General features: G+C 70.0%; 15 protein-coding genes and 2 pseudogenes. 7 read left to right on the top strand and 10 right to left on the bottom strand.

Annotated elements, in window-relative coordinates; translation table 11 throughout:
• Nucleotides 1-2: 2 nt before the first annotated feature.
• The 4 genes from ruvA to JHW38_RS10965 form a co-directional block, all read right to left on the bottom strand.
• The gene (gene ruvA / locus JHW38_RS10950) at nt 3-593 is read right to left on the bottom strand and encodes a Holliday junction branch migration protein RuvA (RefSeq protein ID WP_207525932.1); all 591 of its coding nucleotides are present in this window, start codon (nt 591-593) and stop codon (nt 3-5) included.
• 165 nt (nt 594-758) lie between these two features.
• On the bottom strand, nt 759-1,322 hold the full coding sequence (ruvC, locus tag JHW38_RS10955; protein WP_207525933.1) for a crossover junction endodeoxyribonuclease RuvC: 564 nt from the start codon (nt 1,320-1,322) through the stop codon (nt 759-761).
• Nucleotides 1,323-1,383: 61 nt separating this feature from the next.
• A complete protein-coding gene (locus JHW38_RS10960; RefSeq protein ID WP_207525934.1) occupies nt 1,384-2,115 on the bottom strand; it encodes a YebC/PmpR family DNA-binding transcriptional regulator in 732 nt (243 codons plus the stop codon).
• 109 nt (nt 2,116-2,224) lie between these two features.
• Nucleotides 2,225-2,851, bottom strand: a complete 627-nt coding sequence (locus JHW38_RS10965; RefSeq protein WP_207525935.1) for an esterase/lipase family protein — start codon at nt 2,849-2,851, stop codon at nt 2,225-2,227.
• 152 nt (nt 2,852-3,003) lie between these two features.
• Here JHW38_RS10965 and JHW38_RS10970 point away from each other — a divergent pair, with 152 nt between their 5' ends.
• The 4 genes from JHW38_RS10970 (at nt 3,004) to JHW38_RS10985 (ending at nt 6,588) form a co-directional block, all read left to right on the top strand.
• Complete coding sequence (locus tag JHW38_RS10970) at nt 3,004-4,041, top strand: TolB family protein (RefSeq protein ID WP_207525936.1); 1,038 nt, start codon at nt 3,004-3,006, stop codon at nt 4,039-4,041.
• Between the two features lie 342 nt (nt 4,042-4,383).
• Complete coding sequence (locus tag JHW38_RS10975) at nt 4,384-4,716, top strand: hypothetical protein (protein ID WP_207525937.1); 333 nt, start codon at nt 4,384-4,386, stop codon at nt 4,714-4,716.
• A 161-nt stretch (nt 4,717-4,877) separates the two neighbouring features.
• A complete protein-coding gene (locus tag JHW38_RS10980) occupies nt 4,878-6,074 on the top strand; it encodes a LamG domain-containing protein (RefSeq protein ID WP_207525938.1) in 1,197 nt (398 codons plus the stop codon).
• A 34-nt stretch (nt 6,075-6,108) separates the two neighbouring features.
• Entirely contained in the window at nt 6,109-6,588 is a 480-nt protein-coding gene (locus tag JHW38_RS10985; protein WP_207525939.1) for a hypothetical protein, read from the top strand.
• A gap of 154 nt (nt 6,589-6,742) precedes the next feature.
• On the opposite strand, the gene JHW38_RS10990 is transcribed toward JHW38_RS10985, so the two are convergent.
• Nucleotides 6,743-7,276, bottom strand: coding sequence for a GNAT family N-acetyltransferase (locus tag JHW38_RS10990; RefSeq protein WP_207525940.1), 534 nt, complete (start codon nt 7,274-7,276; stop codon nt 6,743-6,745).
• Nucleotides 7,277-7,299: 23 nt separating this feature from the next.
• Between JHW38_RS10990 and JHW38_RS25940 the strand changes: the two genes are divergently transcribed.
• Entirely contained in the window at nt 7,300-7,569 is a 270-nt protein-coding gene (locus JHW38_RS25940) for a DUF6053 domain-containing protein (RefSeq protein ID WP_428995300.1), read from the top strand.
• On the opposite strand, the gene aspS is transcribed toward JHW38_RS25940, so the two are convergent.
• Nucleotides 7,451-9,217, bottom strand: coding sequence for an aspartate--tRNA ligase (gene aspS, locus JHW38_RS10995; RefSeq protein WP_207525941.1), 1,767 nt, complete (start codon nt 9,215-9,217; stop codon nt 7,451-7,453). The two genes, JHW38_RS25940 and aspS, sit on opposite strands and share 119 nt — an antisense overlap.
• Here aspS and JHW38_RS25945 point away from each other — a divergent pair.
• Nucleotides 9,216-9,515: pseudogene (locus JHW38_RS25945) on the top strand (DUF6053 domain-containing protein); the annotation flags it as partial. The gene aspS and the pseudogene JHW38_RS25945 overlap by 2 nt on opposite strands.
• Here JHW38_RS25945 and JHW38_RS25950 read toward each other — a convergent pair.
• The 4 genes and pseudogenes from JHW38_RS25950 to JHW38_RS11010 all read right to left on the bottom strand — a co-directional run.
• Nucleotides 9,446-9,703: pseudogene (locus tag JHW38_RS25950) on the bottom strand (DUF6053 domain-containing protein); the annotation flags it as partial. The pseudogenes JHW38_RS25945 and JHW38_RS25950 sit on opposite strands and share 70 nt — an antisense overlap.
• Nucleotides 9,642-9,965 (bottom strand): FmdB family zinc ribbon protein, encoded by a 324-nt coding sequence (locus JHW38_RS11000; protein ID WP_207525942.1) that lies wholly within the window; start codon nt 9,963-9,965, stop codon nt 9,642-9,644. The gene JHW38_RS11000 and the pseudogene JHW38_RS25950, both read right to left, overlap by 62 nt.
• Nucleotides 9,966-10,097: 132 nt before the next feature.
• A complete protein-coding gene (locus tag JHW38_RS11005; RefSeq protein ID WP_207525943.1) occupies nt 10,098-11,393 on the bottom strand; it encodes a cation:proton antiporter in 1,296 nt (431 codons plus the stop codon).
• Nucleotides 11,394-11,955: 562 nt separating this feature from the next.
• Nucleotides 11,956-13,830: an ABC-F family ATP-binding cassette domain-containing protein gene (locus JHW38_RS11010; RefSeq protein WP_207525944.1), complete on the bottom strand. Its 1,875-nt coding sequence runs from the start codon at nt 13,828-13,830 to the stop codon at nt 11,956-11,958.
• 205 nt (nt 13,831-14,035) lie between these two features.
• On the opposite strand from JHW38_RS11010, the gene JHW38_RS11015 reads away from it, so the two are divergent.
• The gene (locus tag JHW38_RS11015; protein WP_207525945.1) at nt 14,036-16,447 is read left to right on the top strand and encodes a TonB-dependent receptor plug domain-containing protein; all 2,412 of its coding nucleotides are present in this window, start codon (nt 14,036-14,038) and stop codon (nt 16,445-16,447) included.
• The last annotated feature ends 66 nt before the right edge of the window (nt 16,448-16,513 follow it).

Below are 16,513 nucleotides of genomic sequence, written 5' to 3' on the forward strand. Positions count from 1 at the left end.
TCTCAACGCAGCGCGGACTGTAGCGCTTTGCGGATGATGGCGGCGGCTTCGTCGCCGGCCGCGGTGGCCTCGCGCGCCATGCGCGCGGCTTCGGCCGGCTTGTAGCCGAGCTGCTGCAAGGCCACTACGGCCTCGCTCTGCGGGTCGGCGGGGATGCCGCCGCTGGGCAGGGTGGCGCCGGCGCCGGCCAGGTCGGCGGCGCGGTCGCGCAGTTCCACCACCATGCGCTCGGCGGTCTTCTTGCCGATGCCGGGAATGCGGGTCAGCGCGGTGACGTCGCCGACCTGGACCAGCCGCGCGAATTCGTCGACCGACACGCCCGACAGCACCGCCAGCGCGATCTTGGCGCCGATGCCGCTGACCTTCTGCACGTCGCGGAACAGCCGCCGTTCGCTCTCGCGCAGGAAGCCGTACAGCGAGACGCTGTCTTCCTTCTGCGCGTAATGGGTGAACAACGCGACTTCGCGGCCGACGTCGGGCAGGTCGTAGAACGTGCTCATCGGCGCTTCGAGCTCGTAGCCCACGCCATGCACGTCGACCACCAGCCACGGCGGCTGCTTGTGCGCCAGGATGCCTTTGAGGCGACCGATCACGGGATGACTCCGATAGGGCGATGCGACCCGCCGTCGCCGGCGCGTCGCGAACAAGAGAAAAGGGAAACCGAAGCGCGGCGGCTATCAGGGACAACGCGGACGCGCGCGCGGGACCCTACCCCGCGCGCCGCGGACGGCGCGGCGACGACCCGGACGGCGGCCATCTCAGGCGCCGCGCCTGCGCAGCTGGTGGGTGGCGATGCCGGTGCGCTGGGCCGTAGCGCTCACATGGGCATGGGTCAGCGCGACCGCAAGCGCGTCGGCGGCGTCGGCCTGCAGCTTCACTTCGGGCAGGTTCAGCAACAGCCGCACCATGTGCTGGACCTGCTGCTTGTCGGCCGCGCCGCGCCCGACCAGCGACTGCTTGATGAGCCGCGGCGCGTATTCGCTGATCGGGATGCGCCGGCGCACCACCGTGGCCAGGGCGGCGCCGCGGGCGTGGCCGAGCTTGAGCGCGGAAGTCGCGGACTTGTCCATGAACACCGTCTCGATCGCGACCTGCATCGGCCCGAATTCGTCCAGCGCCGCTTCCAGGCCTTCGCACAGCAGGCCCAGGCGCGAGGGGAAATCCTCGGCGTCGAGCAGCTTGAGCGCGCGCGCGGCGACGAAGGTGCAGCGGCCGTCGGCGGCCATGTCGATCACGCCCAGGCCGGTGCGCTGCGAGCCGGGGTCGATGCCCAGGATGCGCACGTGGCCGGGATTGGGGATTGGGGATTGGGGATTGGGCATGGCGCCGCGTCAGCGCGAGTCCGCCGACGAATCCCGAACCCCGAATCCCGAATCCCGATGCTTACGCATACGCATCCTCGCCGAGGTCGGCGTTGGAATAGACGTTCTGCACGTCGTCCATGTCTTCCAGCCAGTTCAGCAGCTTGACCACCTGCTGGGCGGTTTCGCCTTCCACCGCGCTGGTGTTGTCGGCGCGGAAGGTCACTTCGGCCTGGCCGGGGACGAGGCCGGCGGCTTCCATCGCGGCCTTGACCGCGGCGAAGGCCTCGGGCGCGGTCAGCACGTCGATCGAGCCGTCTTCGGGATAGACCACGACGTCGTCGGCGCCGGCGTCGATCGCCGCTTCGGTGATCTTCTCCTCGTCCGCGCCGCCCTCGAACCACAGCACGCCGCGCTTGGCGAACATGAAGGACACCGAGCCGTCGGTGCCGAGGTTGCCGCCGAACTTGTTGAACGCGTGGCGCACGTCGGCCACGGTGCGGACCTTGTTGTCGGTCAGGCAGTCGACGATCACCGCCACGCCGCCGGGGGCGTAGCCCTCGTAGCGCACTTCTTCGTATTCCACGCCTTCCAGCGCGCCGGTGGCCTTCTTGATCGCGCGCTCGATCACGTCCTTGGTCATGTTCGCCGACAGGGCCTTGTCGACCGCGGTGCGCAGGCCCGGATTGCCGTTGGGGTCGCCGCCGCCGCGGCGCGCGGCCACGCTGATCTCGCGGATGATCTTGGTGAAGATCTTGCCGCGACGCGCGTCTTCGGCGTTCTTGCGTGCTTCGATCGACGGACCTCTACCCATGGCGTTACCGGCTTATGTCTGAACAAGCCGGCGATTTTACCTGATCGGTCCTGCGCCGGGACTCGAAAAGCGCGATCCGTGCGACGCCGCCCGGATCGCCGGGCGCCGCTCAGTCGCCGAACCGGCCGCGACGGAAGAAGGCCTCGGCCATGCGCGCGGCCTGCGCCGAGAACAGCAGGCCGCTGTGGCTGGCGTCGATGACCGCGTGCGCGGCCAGCCCCGGCAGGCGGGTTTCGGCGACTGCGACGGTGCCGTCGCTGTCGCCGTCGAAGTGGCCGAAATAGCGGCCGAGCCCGTGCGGGCTGCGGCCGGCGATCAGGCCGACCTGGGCCGCGCCCTGCCACGGCGGGCAGCCTTGCAGCAGCAACGCGGCGGCGCGGCCGAGCACCGGCGCGCTCCAGGAACGGCGCGACAGGCCGCCGGCGGCGGAACTGCCGAGCAAGGGCGAGCCCAGGCAGACCACCCGCCGCACCGGCAGCTCGGGGTGGTCGCGCAGCGCGCTCAGGGTGATCAGGCCGCCGAGGCTGTGGGCGAGCACGTGCGCCGGTTCGCGGCGCAGGCTCTCGACCAGCTTGGGCAGCACCGCGTCGGGGCCGGCGGCGGCGCCGGCGTAGGCGAAGGTCTCGGGCTGGAAGCCGGCCGCGGCCAGGCGCGCGCCGAGCCAGGCCATCGACACGCCGGGCATCCAGATGCCGTGCAACATCACGATCCTGCGCAGGTTGGGCGAGCGGGCCATAGCGATGCGGAGTGGGAACCTGCGACCACTATCGGGCCGCATCGGCGGCGCGCCAACCGGCGGCGGCGGCCGGTAGTCACCATGACTTCAGGCAGCGGCCACGACGGGGCGGTCGGCCGTAGCGTCGCCGCTCCCGTCCCGGAGACCGCCGCATGCCTTCGCTTCCGCGCCACGCCCTGCCGCTCGTGCTGTGCCTGCTGCCGCTGTCCGCCGTCGCCCAAACCGCCGTCCAGGCGCCCGTCGCGGCCGACGGCCCGCGCGGCGAACTGTTCGCGCCCGGCGTCGTGTCGACCGCCGCCAACGAAACCAGCGCCAGCTTCAGCGCCGACGGCCGCACGGTCTACTTCATGCGCGGCGACTACGCCTCGGCCGACACCACCATCCTGACGGCGCAGCGCACGGCCAAGGGTTGGGGACAGGTACGCACGGCGCCGTTCTCCGGCCGCTGGCGCGACTCCGAGCCGCACCTGACCCCCGACGGCCGGCGCCTGTACTTCGTCTCCAACCGCCCGCCCGCGCCGGGCGCGGCGGCGGTGACCGTCGCGCGCGCGGGCCAGTCCTTCCCCGGCGCCAATCTCTGGTACGTCGACGCGCGCGCCGACGGCGGCTGGGGCGAGCCGGTGCATATCGACGGCGAGATCAACCGGCTGCCGACGGTCTACAACCCGTCCCAGGCGGCCAACGGCAATCTGTACTTCTCCGCGGTGCGCGAAGACTCCGGCGGCGCCAACCAGCTCTATCTGGCGCGCCGCGAAGGCGACGGGTTCGCCGCGCCGCAGCGGCTCGACATCGGCGTGGGGGTCAAGGCCAACCGCATGGACCCGGCGATCGATCCGCAGGAGCGCTTCATCGTGTTCGCCGGCAACGAGGGCGATTCGCGCGGCGCGGCCGACATCTACATCGCCTTCCGCGCGGCCGACGGCGGCTGGGGCAAGCCGTTCGCCCTGCCCGGCGAGGTCAACAGCGTGTGGCTGGAAAACGCCCCGACCCTGGGCCGCGGCTTCGGCGAGCTGTACGTCACCAGCATGCGGCCGCAGACGGTCGAGTTCCCCAAGCGCGGCGACGACCCGGCGGCGATCGCCCGGCGCATCGCCGGGCCGCTCAACGGCTCGCGCAACCTGTGGCGTTTCGATATCGCCGCGCTGCTGCGCGCGCACGGGGTCGAGGAGACGCCGGCGCCGCAGCGCTGAGCCGACGCGCGCCGGGCGGCCGTCGGCCCCGGCGCCGCCTGCCCGGCCGCGGGCCGGCCCACGCGGCCCGGTTACAAACGTTCAGCCAAGCCGAACCGCGTTCACAGTTCCGCGCCGCGCGTCCGCCGGCCGGCGAGACCGGTCCCGACCGGGGTCACGCGCCCGGCCCTCGCGGCAAATCCGTCAAGTCCCGGCGATGCGATCTGCGTCGCCAAAATGAGATGGATGTCATCGAACAACAAATGTGAAACAGCCAAGCATCCAAATCGTGATGGCGTGCAAATATTGCACGGCCGGCGCGCCGCAGGATGCGCGCCACCCGCAGTCGACGGCACCGCTCTCATGGCCCCGCGCTCCACGACGACCGCCCTGCCCATCGCCAACGTGCTCGCCTCGGCGCTGCTGGCCGTGGTGGCGATGTACTCGGCGGCGCCGGTGTCGTGCGAACAGCCCAGCCATATCGGCCTGGTCCACCCGGTCCACCTGTTCTTCGACCGGGCCAGCGCGCGCCTGGAGCGCAGCTACCCGAAGCTGATGCAGTGGTCGCCGGCGCAGTGGGTCCTGCCGCGCCGGATCGACTGCCGCTGCACCCATCCCGCACCGCCGCCGCCGACCCCGGCCGCGGCCTCGCGCTGGACCGGGCCGCTGCACCGGGCGCTCGGCGCGCTCGGCTGAACCGACCCGCCCGGGTTCGCGCTTCGCAACCGCCGCAGCGCACATAACCGCGAACCGCCGCGCGCCGGCCGCCGCGGGCGCGCGCGCGGTCACGGTCGCGCGGGTCCCGGGCCCCTAGATTCGCGCGGCGTCCGGCGTGGGCGCGACCCCAAGGTACGGTTATGAATCGATCTTCGTGGTTCCTGGCGCTGGGTCTGGCGCTCGCGCCGATGCTGGCCGCACAGGCGGCGCCGCCCCGGGTCACCAGCGGGCTGGTCGGCGAATGGCATCTGGACCTGTCCGGCAACGCCGCCCCCGACACCAGCGGCTACGGCCGCAACGGCAACGTCGTCGGCGGCGCGGCGTCCTCGTGGGGCTGGCTCGGCACCGGCGCCGACCTCAGCGGCGGCAAGTACGTCGAGGTGCCGAATTCCAGCAACCTCAACGTCGGCACCGGCAGCTTCACCGTGGCCGCGTGGGTGCGGCTGGCCGCGCCGGGCTCGTCGGGGGTCAAGACCCTGATCGAGAACCGCGGCGCCGGCGCCGGCCGCGGCTACGCCTTCGGCATCGACCAGGGCCGCAACGTGCTGCTCCAGCTCAACGACGGCAGCGCCTGGAGCAACTACGTCTCCGACGGCAGCGTGAGCCTGGCGCCGAACCGCTGGCACCACATCGCCGCGGTGGTCAACCGCAGCGCCGCGCCGTACACGATCTCGTTCTACGTCGACGGGCGCCGCGCCACCACCCAGCCGACGCCGATCGCGGCCAACCTGGACAACACGACCCAGCCGTTCCTGATCGGCGGGCACAAGGACACCGCGTCGTACCGCTTCAACGACCGCGCCGACGAAGTGCTGGTCTACAACCGCGCGCTGCCGGCCGACGCCTCCGGCGGCCTCGGCGACATCATGTTCCCGGGCCGAACCACGTATCAGTCGACGTACTGGAACGACGGCGGCACCCGCCAGCGCTACAACAACTGCTACAACTACGCCAACAACCGCGCCACCAACACCTTCGCCCAACCCGGCCGCGCCACCGGCGGGCAAGCCGGCACGATGAGCTGCGCCGCGGTGCGCGCGGCGGCCGAGCGCGACGGGCTGGAGCCGGTCGCCGACACCGCGATCAACGCGACCAGCTACAAGAACATCGCCGCGCTGGTCGTCGCGCCGGGCTACGACTACCACTGGTACCGTCGCGACGGCAACGGCAAGTGGACCCACAAGCCCGGCCAGACCGCGGCCACCAACCGCGACAACGGCGGCGCCGAAATCACCGACCCGCGCACCGCCAACCGCGGGCCGTACAGCGATTTCTGCGGCTTCTACCGGGTCTGGTCGGACAGCATCGAAGGGAGCGGCCATGAACAGGTCAACTGACACCGCGTCCACCGTCTCCGCCCGAGGAACCGCCATGCGCAAGCGCTCGCGCCTTACCCTGCTCGCCGCCGCGGCGTTGATCGCCGCGCCGCTGTTCGCCCACGCCGCCGACGCGCCGGGGCTGCGCATCACTTACCTGGTGTATTCGGGCCGGCCGAACCCGGAGCTGACGGTGACCGATCCGGCGCAGCTGCGCGCGATCGAAAGCCGCCTCGGCGATGCGCTGGCCGCGCCGGCGCGCGCGGGCGCGGCGGCCGACGCGGTGCTCGGCTACAACGGCATCCTGATCGAACACGTCGGCGGCCCGGCGGCGAAAGCCAAGCCGCAGGCGGCGACGGTGAAGGGACAGCGGCTCAGCGTGGATACCGCCGCGGCGACCGAGTTCAAGTCGGCGACGGCGACGACGCGGGTCTCGGCCGCGGCCGGCGATCTGGAATCGATGCTGCTCAAGCTCGGGCAGAAGCGCGGCGTGCTGGATGCGGCGACGTTGAATGTGTTGCTCGAGCAGAAGTGAGGTGCGGGCGGGGCGGTTAGCCCCGCTTGCTGAGGCATCGCGGACGCCGGCGTTGCGACGCCGGCGTTCGCGTTTGCGCGCGTCGAAACGATTTCGCCGGAGTGTGTGGCTTCGCGGTCGCGGCTTGCGCCGCTCCTACAGGTAAGCCATGCGGTTACGGCGAAGGCTTCGCGGCGCGGCTGAAGATGAATTCGTGGTCGCGGGTGTCGCCGACGATGAAGTCGTAGTGGCCGACTTTCTCGAAGCCGTAACGGCCGTAGAAACGCTGCGCGCCGTAATTTTCCGACCACACGCCGATCCACAGCCGGCGCGGTCCGTCGCGTTCCAGCCAGGCCAGCGCGGTTTCGAACAGGCGGCTGCCCCAGCCGCCGTTCTGCGCGTCGGGCAACAGGTACAGGCGCTTGAGTTCGCCGTCGCCGGGCGCGACCTGCGCGTGCGGCAAGCCGCAGGCGCCGGCCAGCGCGTGGCCGACCGCGACGCCGTCGCGTTCGAGCAGCCACGCCGCGCACTCGGGGTCGGCGAGCAAAGCGCCGATGGCTTCGTGCGAATAGGTTTCGGCGAGGAAACCGCTCAGGTCGACCGGCGGATAAGAGTCGCCGAAGGTGACGACGAAGCAGCGCGCGGAGATTTCCGCGAGCACGGCGGTGTCGGCCGGGGTGGCGCGGCGGATGGCGAAGTTCGCGGACATGGCGGGTGCGTTCGTAGACGACGATGTTGCGGATTCTAAATGCGGAAGGGGCTTCAGCCCCGACGCTTTCGTGCCGGATCGTCGCGATCCCGGCGCAAAGCCTCGGGGCTGAAGCCCCTCCCACGACGATCGAAGCGGTGGCCCGACGTACGCGCCGGGCCGCCGCAGCGAAACTCAGGCCGGATCTTTCGGCCGCACCATCACATGCACCTCGGCCAGTTGCGCGTCCGGGATCGGCGACGGCGCGCCGGTCATCAGGCATTGCGCGGTGGTGGTCTTGGGGAAGGCGATGACGTCGCGGATCGATTCGGTGCCGGCCATCAGCGCGGCGATGCGGTCGATGCCGAAGGCGATGCCGCCGTGCGGCGGCGCGCCGTACTTGAGCGCGTCGAGCAGGAAGCCGAACTTGGCCTCGGCCTCCTCGGCGCCGATGCCGAGCAGGTCGAACACCGCCGACTGCATCTGCGGACGGTGGATGCGGATCGAACCGCCGCCGATCTCGTTGCCGTTGAGCACCATGTCGTAGCCGCGCGACACTGCGGTCTTCGCGTTCGCGCGCAGGTCGGCGATGTCGTCCACCGCCGGCGCGGTGAAGGGATGGTGCAAGGCGACGTAGCGCTGCGCTTCCTCGTCCCACTCGAACATCGGGAAGTCGGTGACCCACAACGGCTTCCAGCCTTCGCCGACCAGGCCCAGGTCCTTGCCGAGCTTCAGGCGCAGCGCGCCCATGAAGTCGCTGGCGGTCTTGTAGTCGGCCGCGCCGAAGAAGATCGCATCGCCGCTCTGTGCGCCGCTGGCTTCGACGATCTTGGCCAGGGTGGCGTCGTCGAAGAACTTGGCGATCGGCGAATTGATGCCTTCGCGGCCCTTGGACGCGTCCTCGATCTTCATCCACGCCAGACCCTTGGCGCCGTGCTTGGCCGCATGCGCGCCGGCCTCGTCGATCTGCTTGCGCGACCAGCCCGCGGCGCCCGGCGCGCGCAATGCGATCACGCGGCCGTCGGCGTGGTTGGCCCAGTCGGTGAAGACCTTGAATTCGCAGCTCTTGACCAGCTCGGCGATGTCGACGAATTCCAGCTCGATGCGCAGGTCGGGCTTGTCGGAACCGTAGCGGCGCATGGCTTCGGCGTAGGTCATGCGCGGGAACGTCGCGTCGAGCTCGACGTCGATGGTTTCCTTGAACACTTCGCGGATCATGCCCTCGACCGTGTCCTGCACGTCGCGCTCGGACACCCAGGCGAACTCCATGTCGAGCTGGGTGAACTCGAGCTGGCGGTCGGCGCGCAGGGCTTCGTCGCGGAAGCAGCGCGCGATCTGGTAATAGCGGTCGAAGCCGGCCACCATCAGGATCTGCTTGAACAGCTGCGGCGACTGCGGCAGCGCGTAGAACTCGCCCGGGTGCATGCGCGCCGGGACCAGGAAGTCGCGCGCGCCCTCGGGCGTGGCCTTGGTCAGGATCGGGGTTTCGATGTCCTGGAAGCCGCGCGCGTCGAGCCAGCGGCGCAGCGACTGCACCAGGCGGATGCGGGTGCGCATCATCTTCTGCATTTCCGGACGGCGCAGGTCCAGGTAGCGATAGGTCAGGCGGGTTTCCTCGCCGGCGTTCTCGTGGGCGTGGAACGGCAGCGGCTCGGCCTTGTTGAGCACTTCGATCTGCGCGGCCAGCACTTCGACCTTGCCGCTGCGGATCTTGTCGTTGGCGGCGCCGCGCGCGCGTACCGTGCCGGTCACGCGCACGCAGCTTTCCGCGCTGAGATCGCCGGCGGCCTTGAACAGATCGCCCATGTCCGAATCGACCACGATCTGGACCACGCCTTCGTGATCGCGCAGATCGGTGAACACCACGTGGCTTTGCACACGGTTGGTGTTGACCCAGCCGCACAGGGTGACGGTCTGGCCGATCAGCGCCTCGTCGACGAGGCCGCAGAAGTGGGTACGCATGGAAGCTCCGGATTGGTCGATCGGGCGGGCCGATCGTTGGATCGTGGGGGTTTTGCCGCTGGCGGCTCGCAGGGACCGCGGCGCGAAGCCGGGCCGGAGCCGTCCCGCCGGCGCTCAGGCCGGGGCCGGACATTCTAGTCCAGGCGCCGCGGGGATTGGCTCAGGCGGCGCAGGCCGGATGTTTTTGCGCGGAGCGCTTTGCCGGGAGAGCCTTTTTGCAGGAGAACTCCGGGTGGGAGGGCCTTCAGGCCCGACGCTGATGGCTAAGGTCGCGGCGGCCTGGCAGGAAAGCGGCGGGCCTGAAGGCCTGCCACAAAGCAGCAGTTTCGGTTTTAGGCCTGCAGGGGTTTCGTGCCTGAAGGCCCTGCCACGAGAAAGGGCGCCTCGCGGCGCCCTTTCAGGTATCGCTGAAGGCGCGGCGGCGTCAGCTGCCGCTGGCCGCCGGCTTGGCGGCCGGCGCCGGAGCCGCCGCGGCCGGCGCCGGATCGGCCTTCTTTTCCGCCGGCTTGCTCGCCGCGGCGCCGCCGCTGCTGCCTTCGCCGGCCAGATTGCGCTTCTTGTCGCCGTCCTTCTTGAAGTCGGTTTCGTACCAGCCGCCGCCGGCCAGACGGAACTGCGGCGCGGTCAGCTGGCGCCCGACCTGGTCGGCGCCGCACTCGGGGCAGGCCGAGGGATCGGGGTCGGAAAGCTTCTGCAGGCGGTCGAAGCTGTGGCCGCAGGCATTGCACTGAAAGGCGTAGATGGGCATGGCGGGGAACGTGGGGAAGCCGACTCAGGCTGGCTAGTTTGGGGCTCGACGCCGCCGATGCAAGCGCGCGGCCGCGGCGAGCGGCCGGTTTCGGCCCGGATCCGCGCCCGCTCCGCCCGTCCGGCGGCGGTTTCAGCCGCCCGGCGGGTTCGGATCCGGCCGCCCCGCAGCGACCGCGGCCGCGGGCACCGCGGTCGGCTCCGGTTCGGGCCGGCCGACCCCGGCCGCGGCCTCGCGGCGGCGGCGGTCGCCGGCGTCGTCGGGATGGCTGGGGCCGCCTTCGCCGACATGCCCCTCGGCCGGATCGACGTCGAACGGCGCGCGGAACACCAGCGACGGCAGGATCGTGGTCAGCGCGGCGTACAGCAGCAGCGCGCCGAACCACGCGTCCGGCAAGGCGAAGCGCTCGCGCAGGATGCCGGCCAGGACCAGGGTGAAGATCAGCGTCGGCGCCAGCGCCACCGACACCCGCAGGCTGGCGCCGTGCTTCTCGCCGAACAGCGCGCGCCGTTGCAGCCAGACCACGCCGATCCGCAGCGGCAGCACCACCGCGGTCAGCAACAGGCCCAGCCCCAGCGCCTCGAAGCTCAGCGCGCCGCCGGGCACCTTGGTGCCGGCGTTGAAGAAATAGAACGGAACGAAGAACGAGGCGAACAAGCGCACCGCATGCAGGTTCTCGTGCGAGGCCAGCAGCGGCATGCGTTCGCGCAGCAGCCGCGCGATCAGGCCGGCGACGAAGGCGCCGACCAGGTAATAGACGCCGAGCTTGGCGGTGGCGAACGCGGCGATCATGCCGACCATCACCAGCAGCGAGAACTCCGAGCCCGGCGCATGCGGCGCGACCCAACGGCCGAGCGCGACGAACAGCAGCGGCAGGCCGACCAGCATCGCGATCAGCGCGCCGGACGACAGCGCCATGCGCACCGGATCGCTGGCCTGCAACACCACGAACAACGCCGCCAGCGCCAGCAATTCGCCGGCGATGGCCTTGCTGGTGACCCAGAACCGCTCCTCCTCGTCCAACCCGAGCCGCGCCAGGCTGTCGAGGATGAAACCGGTCGACGGCGTCAGCAGCGCCAGCGCGAGCAGGCCCGCGGCCTGCCAGCCGAGCCCGCCGTAGCGCCAGGCCAGCCAGCCCACCCCGACCAGGGTCGCGGTGCGGATGAGCAGATGCGCGACCAGCGGCCACAGCCCCTTGCGCAAGGCGCTTAGCTCGACCTCCAGGCCGGCGAACAGGAACAGCGAGGAGATGCCGAGCGTGGCCAGCATGCCGACCACGGTGTCGTGGGATTTGTCGCCCCAGGCCAGCATCGCGACGATGCCGAACAACAGGCAGGTCAGCGGCGCCGGGATCTTGTAGCGCTGCAACGCGCGCGGGACGACCAGCAGGCCGAAAATCAGCAGCAGATAGATCAGTTCGCGGCTCATGCGGCCCCCTGTTGCGAAATCAGGGCGGGACGATAGGGGAGAGGATGTCTAGGCGGCGACAATGGCCCGGGGGCAATGCATGCCATGCACGCTCCAAAGTCTATTCCCCATCATTCCAGCGAAAACCGGAATCCGTTTTGACTTTGCCGTTGCCGTTGGCTCCTTGCTCCCCCCGCCGCCCCGAACTCGCCACAGGCAATGAGAGACCCGAAGGGCGCGCGCATGGATGCGCGCGTGCGGGACCGGGCCAGGATGGCCCTTGTCCCGCATCCCTGCGCAGGCATCGAACCTTAGTGGCTCTTGATTCGAAAACAAGGAAAGCGCCTTTCTTTGGTTACTTTCTTTGGCAAGACAAAGAAAGTGACCCGGCCGCTTGCGGACGGAAGCTTTGGATTGTGGCTTGTCGTCGCGCGCAACCAACAGGCTCAGACGACGTTCGTCGTAGTTGCGTTGGCGCGGTCGCGGCTCGCGCCGCTCCTACAGGGGGCGTTTCGCTGTGAATTTCAGAATGACGGACCTGGGGATACGCCAAGACAACGCACCCCGCCACCAGACACCGAACTCACGCCCCGTCGTACAACCCCATCCAGGCCGCCTCGGCCTTCTCCAACTCCGCCGCCACCTGCTCGCGCTGCCGCGCCAACTCCGCAGCATTGTCGCCGCCGCCGGCGTACTTGGTCGGATCGGCCAGATCCATGTCCAGCGTATGCAGCTTGGATTCCAGCTCGGCCACGCGCTTCTCGGCCTCGGCCAGCTTGACCGGGTTGATCTTCTTGCCGGACTTGCCGGCCGCAGGCGCGGCCTTGCCCGCAGCGCTGGCAGCGGCGGCGGCTTTGGTCGCGGCCGCGCCCTTGCCGTCGTTGCTGTTGTCGCGCGTACGCAGCCACACCGCGTACGCGTCGAGGTCGCCGTCGAACGGTTGCGCCACGCCATCGGCGACGCGCCAGAAGGTTTCGCAGACCAGGCCGATCAAGTGGCGATCGTGCGACACCAGCACGATCGCGCCGGGGAAATCCGACAACGCTTCGGCCAGCGCTTCGCGCACGTCCAGGTCGAGGTGGTTGGTCGGTTCGTCGAGCAGCAGCACGTTCGGCTTGCGCCACGCGATCAGCGCCAGCGCCAGGCGCGCGCGCTCGCCACCGGAGAAACCGTCGACCGATTCGAACGCGCGGTCGCCGGGGAAATTCCACTTGCCTAGGAAATCGCGCAATTGCTGGGTCGCGACGCCCGGAGCGATTTCGGCCAGATGGTCGATCGGGCTCACCCCGGCGTGCAGCGATTCGACCGTGTGCTGGGCGAAGTAACCGATGCGCAGGTCCGGATGGCCGCCGCGCTCGCCGGTCAGCAGGTCCAGTTCGCCGACCAGCGATTTCACCAGGGTCGATTTACCCGCGCCGTTCGGCCCCAGCAGCGCGATGCGGTCGCCGGCCTCGAGAATGAAGCTGACGTTGTCGAGCACGACATGATCGCCGTAACCGCAATCGGCGTGGATCAGGCGCAGCAAGGCGTGCGGCAGCTTGGCCGGCGCGGGGAATTCGATGCGCATCGCGCGCTCGACCCGCACCGCCTCGGTGCCGACCATCTTGGCCAGGCGTTTGACCCGCGACTGCGCCTGCTTGGCCTTGGCCGCGCTGGCGCTGAAGCGGTCGATGAAGCTCTGCAGATGGGCGCGTTCGGCCATCTGTTTTTCGTGGGTGATCTGCTGCAGGCGCAGGTGTTCGGCGCGCTGGCGCTCGAAGGCGGTGTAGTCGCCGGTGTAGAGCTTGGCCTTGCCGTCGTGCAGATGCAGGGTGTGGGTGGTGACTTCGTCGAGGAACTCGCGATCGTGCGAGATCAGCAGCAAGGTGCCCGGATACTTCAGCAGCCACTGCTCCAGCCACAGCACCGCGTCGAGGTCGAGGTGGTTGGTCGGTTCGTCGAGCAGCAACAGGTCCGACGGCGTCATCAGCGCGCGCGCCAGGTTCAGGCGCACGCGCCAGCCGCCGGAGAATTCCTTGACCGCGCGCTCGTGGGTGTCGGCGCTGAAGCCCAGGCCGTGCAGCAGCTTGCCGGCGCGCGCGGTGGCGTCGTAGCCGCCGAGTTCCTCGAGCTGATGGTGGGCGTCGGCGACCGCTTCCCAGTCCTCGCGCTCGACCGCTTCGCGCTCGGCGACGATGACCTTGTAGACGTTGGCGTCGCCGGACAGCACGAAATCCAGCGCAGGATCGTCCAGCGCCGGAGTCTCCTGGGCCACGCTGGCGATGCGCACCCGGTTGGGCACCTCGATGTCGCCGCGGTCGGCCTCGACTTCGCCCTGGATCGCCGCGAACAGCGAGGACTTGCCCGTACCGTTGCGGCCGATCACGCCCACGCGCCAGCCGGCGTGCAGGGTCAGGTCTACGTTGGACAGCAGCAGGCGTTCGCCGCGCCGCATGGCGAAATCACGGAAAGCAATCATGCCGATATGGTCGCATGACTGATCGGTATTTGCTCATGAGGATCGGTTCGGCCGCGCGGCGGGCCGCCGTCGAATAATCGGGACACCGGCCTCAGACCGCCCCCACGCGTCAACGAGATCGCCTTTCGCGGCAAACCGCCCCAGCGGGCCGGCCGCGCGGGTTCGCTCGGCCCGACGTTCCCCGTTCGCACCGCCCGGAGTCTTCATGCACCGCCGTCTGTCCCTGCTCAGCCGCGCCGTATCGCTCGCCCTCGTCGCCAGCGTCGCCCCGGCCGCCGCCCTCGCCGCCGACGCCCCGGCCGAGGCCGAACGCGCCAATCCGACCGACCTCGACACCCTGATCGTCACCGGCACGCGCGTGTCCGACCGCACCGTGGCCGAGTCCACCGCGCCGATCGACATCATCACCCCGCAGACCCTGGAGGCGACCGGCACGGTCGAACTGGCGACCGCGCTGGCGCGCGCCCTGCCCTCGCTGAACTTCCCGCGCCCGGCGATCACCGACGCCACCGATGCGGTGCGTCCGGCGCAGTTGCGCGGCCTCGCCCCCGATCAGGTGCTGGTGCTGGTCAACGGCAAGCGCCGCCACACCACCGCGCTGATCAACCTCAACGACAGCATCGGCCGCGGTTCTTCGCCGGTCGACCTCAACGCGATCCCGATCGCCGCGATCGAACGCGTGGAAGTGCTGCGCGACGGCGCTTCGGCGCAATACGGTTCCGACGCCATCGCCGGCGTGATCAACATCGTGCTCAAGGGCGCGGGCGAAGGCGGCTCGGTCGCGGCGCGCTACGGCCAGTACAGCGCCGGCGACGGCGAGCAGTACCAGCTGTCCGGCGACGTCGGTTTCAAGCTCGGCGACAACGGCGCCGTGCATCTGGCCGCGCAGGGCGGCCACAGCGACAACACCAACCGCGCCCGCCCCTACCTCGGCCCGGTCACCCCGACTAGCAACCCGAAGGGCCGCGTGGTCCATCGCTACGGCGATCCGGAAATCGACCAGGGCGCGTTCGCCTACAACGCGCAGTACCAGGCCGCCGAAGGCGTGGAGTTCTACTCGTTCGGCACCGCCAGCCGCCGCCGCGCGATTTCCAACGGCTATTACCGCGCGCCCGGCAATCCCAACAACATCCTCTCGGTCTATCCCGACGGCTTCCTGCCGCAGATCGACAACGTCAGCAAGGACCGCGCCGCCGTGCTGGGCCTGCGCGGAAAAACCGCCGGCGGCTGGAACCTCGACCTGAGCTACAACTACGGCCAGAACCAGCTCGACTTCGACGTGCGCCACAGCCTCAACCGCACCCTCGGCGCGTCCTCGCCGCGCAGCTTCTACATCGGCAGCCTGGAAACCACCCAGAACGTGCTCAACGCCGACTTCAACAAGGCCTTCGACGTGGGCTGGCTGAAGTACCCGCTGACGGTGGCGTTCGGCGCGGAATGGCGCGGCGAAAAATTCAACCAGAGCGCGGGCGAACCGGCGTCCTACATCGCCGGCCCCGAACCCGGCGCGCCGGGCGCGCAGGTGTTCCCCGGCTTCACCCCGTCCGACGCCAGCCGCCGCGACCGCCACAGCTATTCGTTCTACGCCGACCTCGAAAGCGATGTGACCGACAAGCTCTCGCTCGGCGCGGCGGCGCGCTACGAGAGCTACAGCGACTTCGGCGAAACCACTTCGGGCAAGCTGTCGGCGCGCTACGCCTTCAACGACAAGGTCGCGCTGCGCGGCACCGTGTCGACCGGCTTCCGCGCGCCGTCGCTGCAGCAGCAGTTCTACCAGTCGACCCAGACCGTGATCGTGCTCGGCGATCCCAACCCGTTCCAGGTGCGCACCTTCGCCGTCGACGACCCGGCCGCGGTCGCGCTCGGCGCCGAACCGCTGAAGGCCGAGGAGTCGACCAATCTCGGCCTGGGCCTGGTGCTGCAACCGGTCGAAGGCCTGTACATCACCGTCGACGCGTACCAGGTCGACATCGACGACCGCATCATCCTCTCGGAAAACCTGCGCGGCCCGGCGGTCGCGAGCTTCCTGGAAGCGCGCGGCTACCCGGGCATCAACGGCGGCCGCTACTTCACCAACGCGGTCGACACCCGCACCCGCGGCCTGGATATCGTCGGCAGCTACAAGTTCCAGCTCGCCGGCGGCGCGCTCGACCTGACCGCCGGCTACAACCGCAACAAGACCACGCTGGAACGCATCGCGCCGAACCCGCCGGAGCTCACCGCCGGCGGGCTCAACCTGCAACGCATCGGCCGGGTCGAGCGGGGCCGCATCACCCAGGGCGCGCCGCAAGACAAGTTCTTCCTCGGCGGCAGTTGGAACCGCGACGGCTGGCGTTTCGACGCGACCGCGACCCGTTACGGCGAATTCCACACCTTCAACGACGATCCCAGCGGCGTGCGCGATCAGACCTTCGCGGCGAAGTGGACGTTGGACCTCGCGGCGACCTACGCGGTCAACGGCTGGGAGTTCACCGTCGGCGGCGACAATGTGCTCAACGAATATCCCGACGAGTCGATCTACGCCAACAGCGAAAGCGGGCAGCTGCCGTACACCAGCTACGCGCCGTTCGGCTTCAACGGCGCGTTCGCTTACGCCAAGGTCGGCTACAAGTGGTGAAAGCGCGGGAGGCGGCGGCGCACGCCGCCTCCTGCTGTCGTGGACGGCGCGTTGCGGGACCCGGCT

Source organism: Lysobacter enzymogenes (genome assembly GCF_017355525.1).
Taxonomy (GTDB): Bacteria; Pseudomonadota; Gammaproteobacteria; order Xanthomonadales; family Xanthomonadaceae; genus Lysobacter; species Lysobacter enzymogenes_C.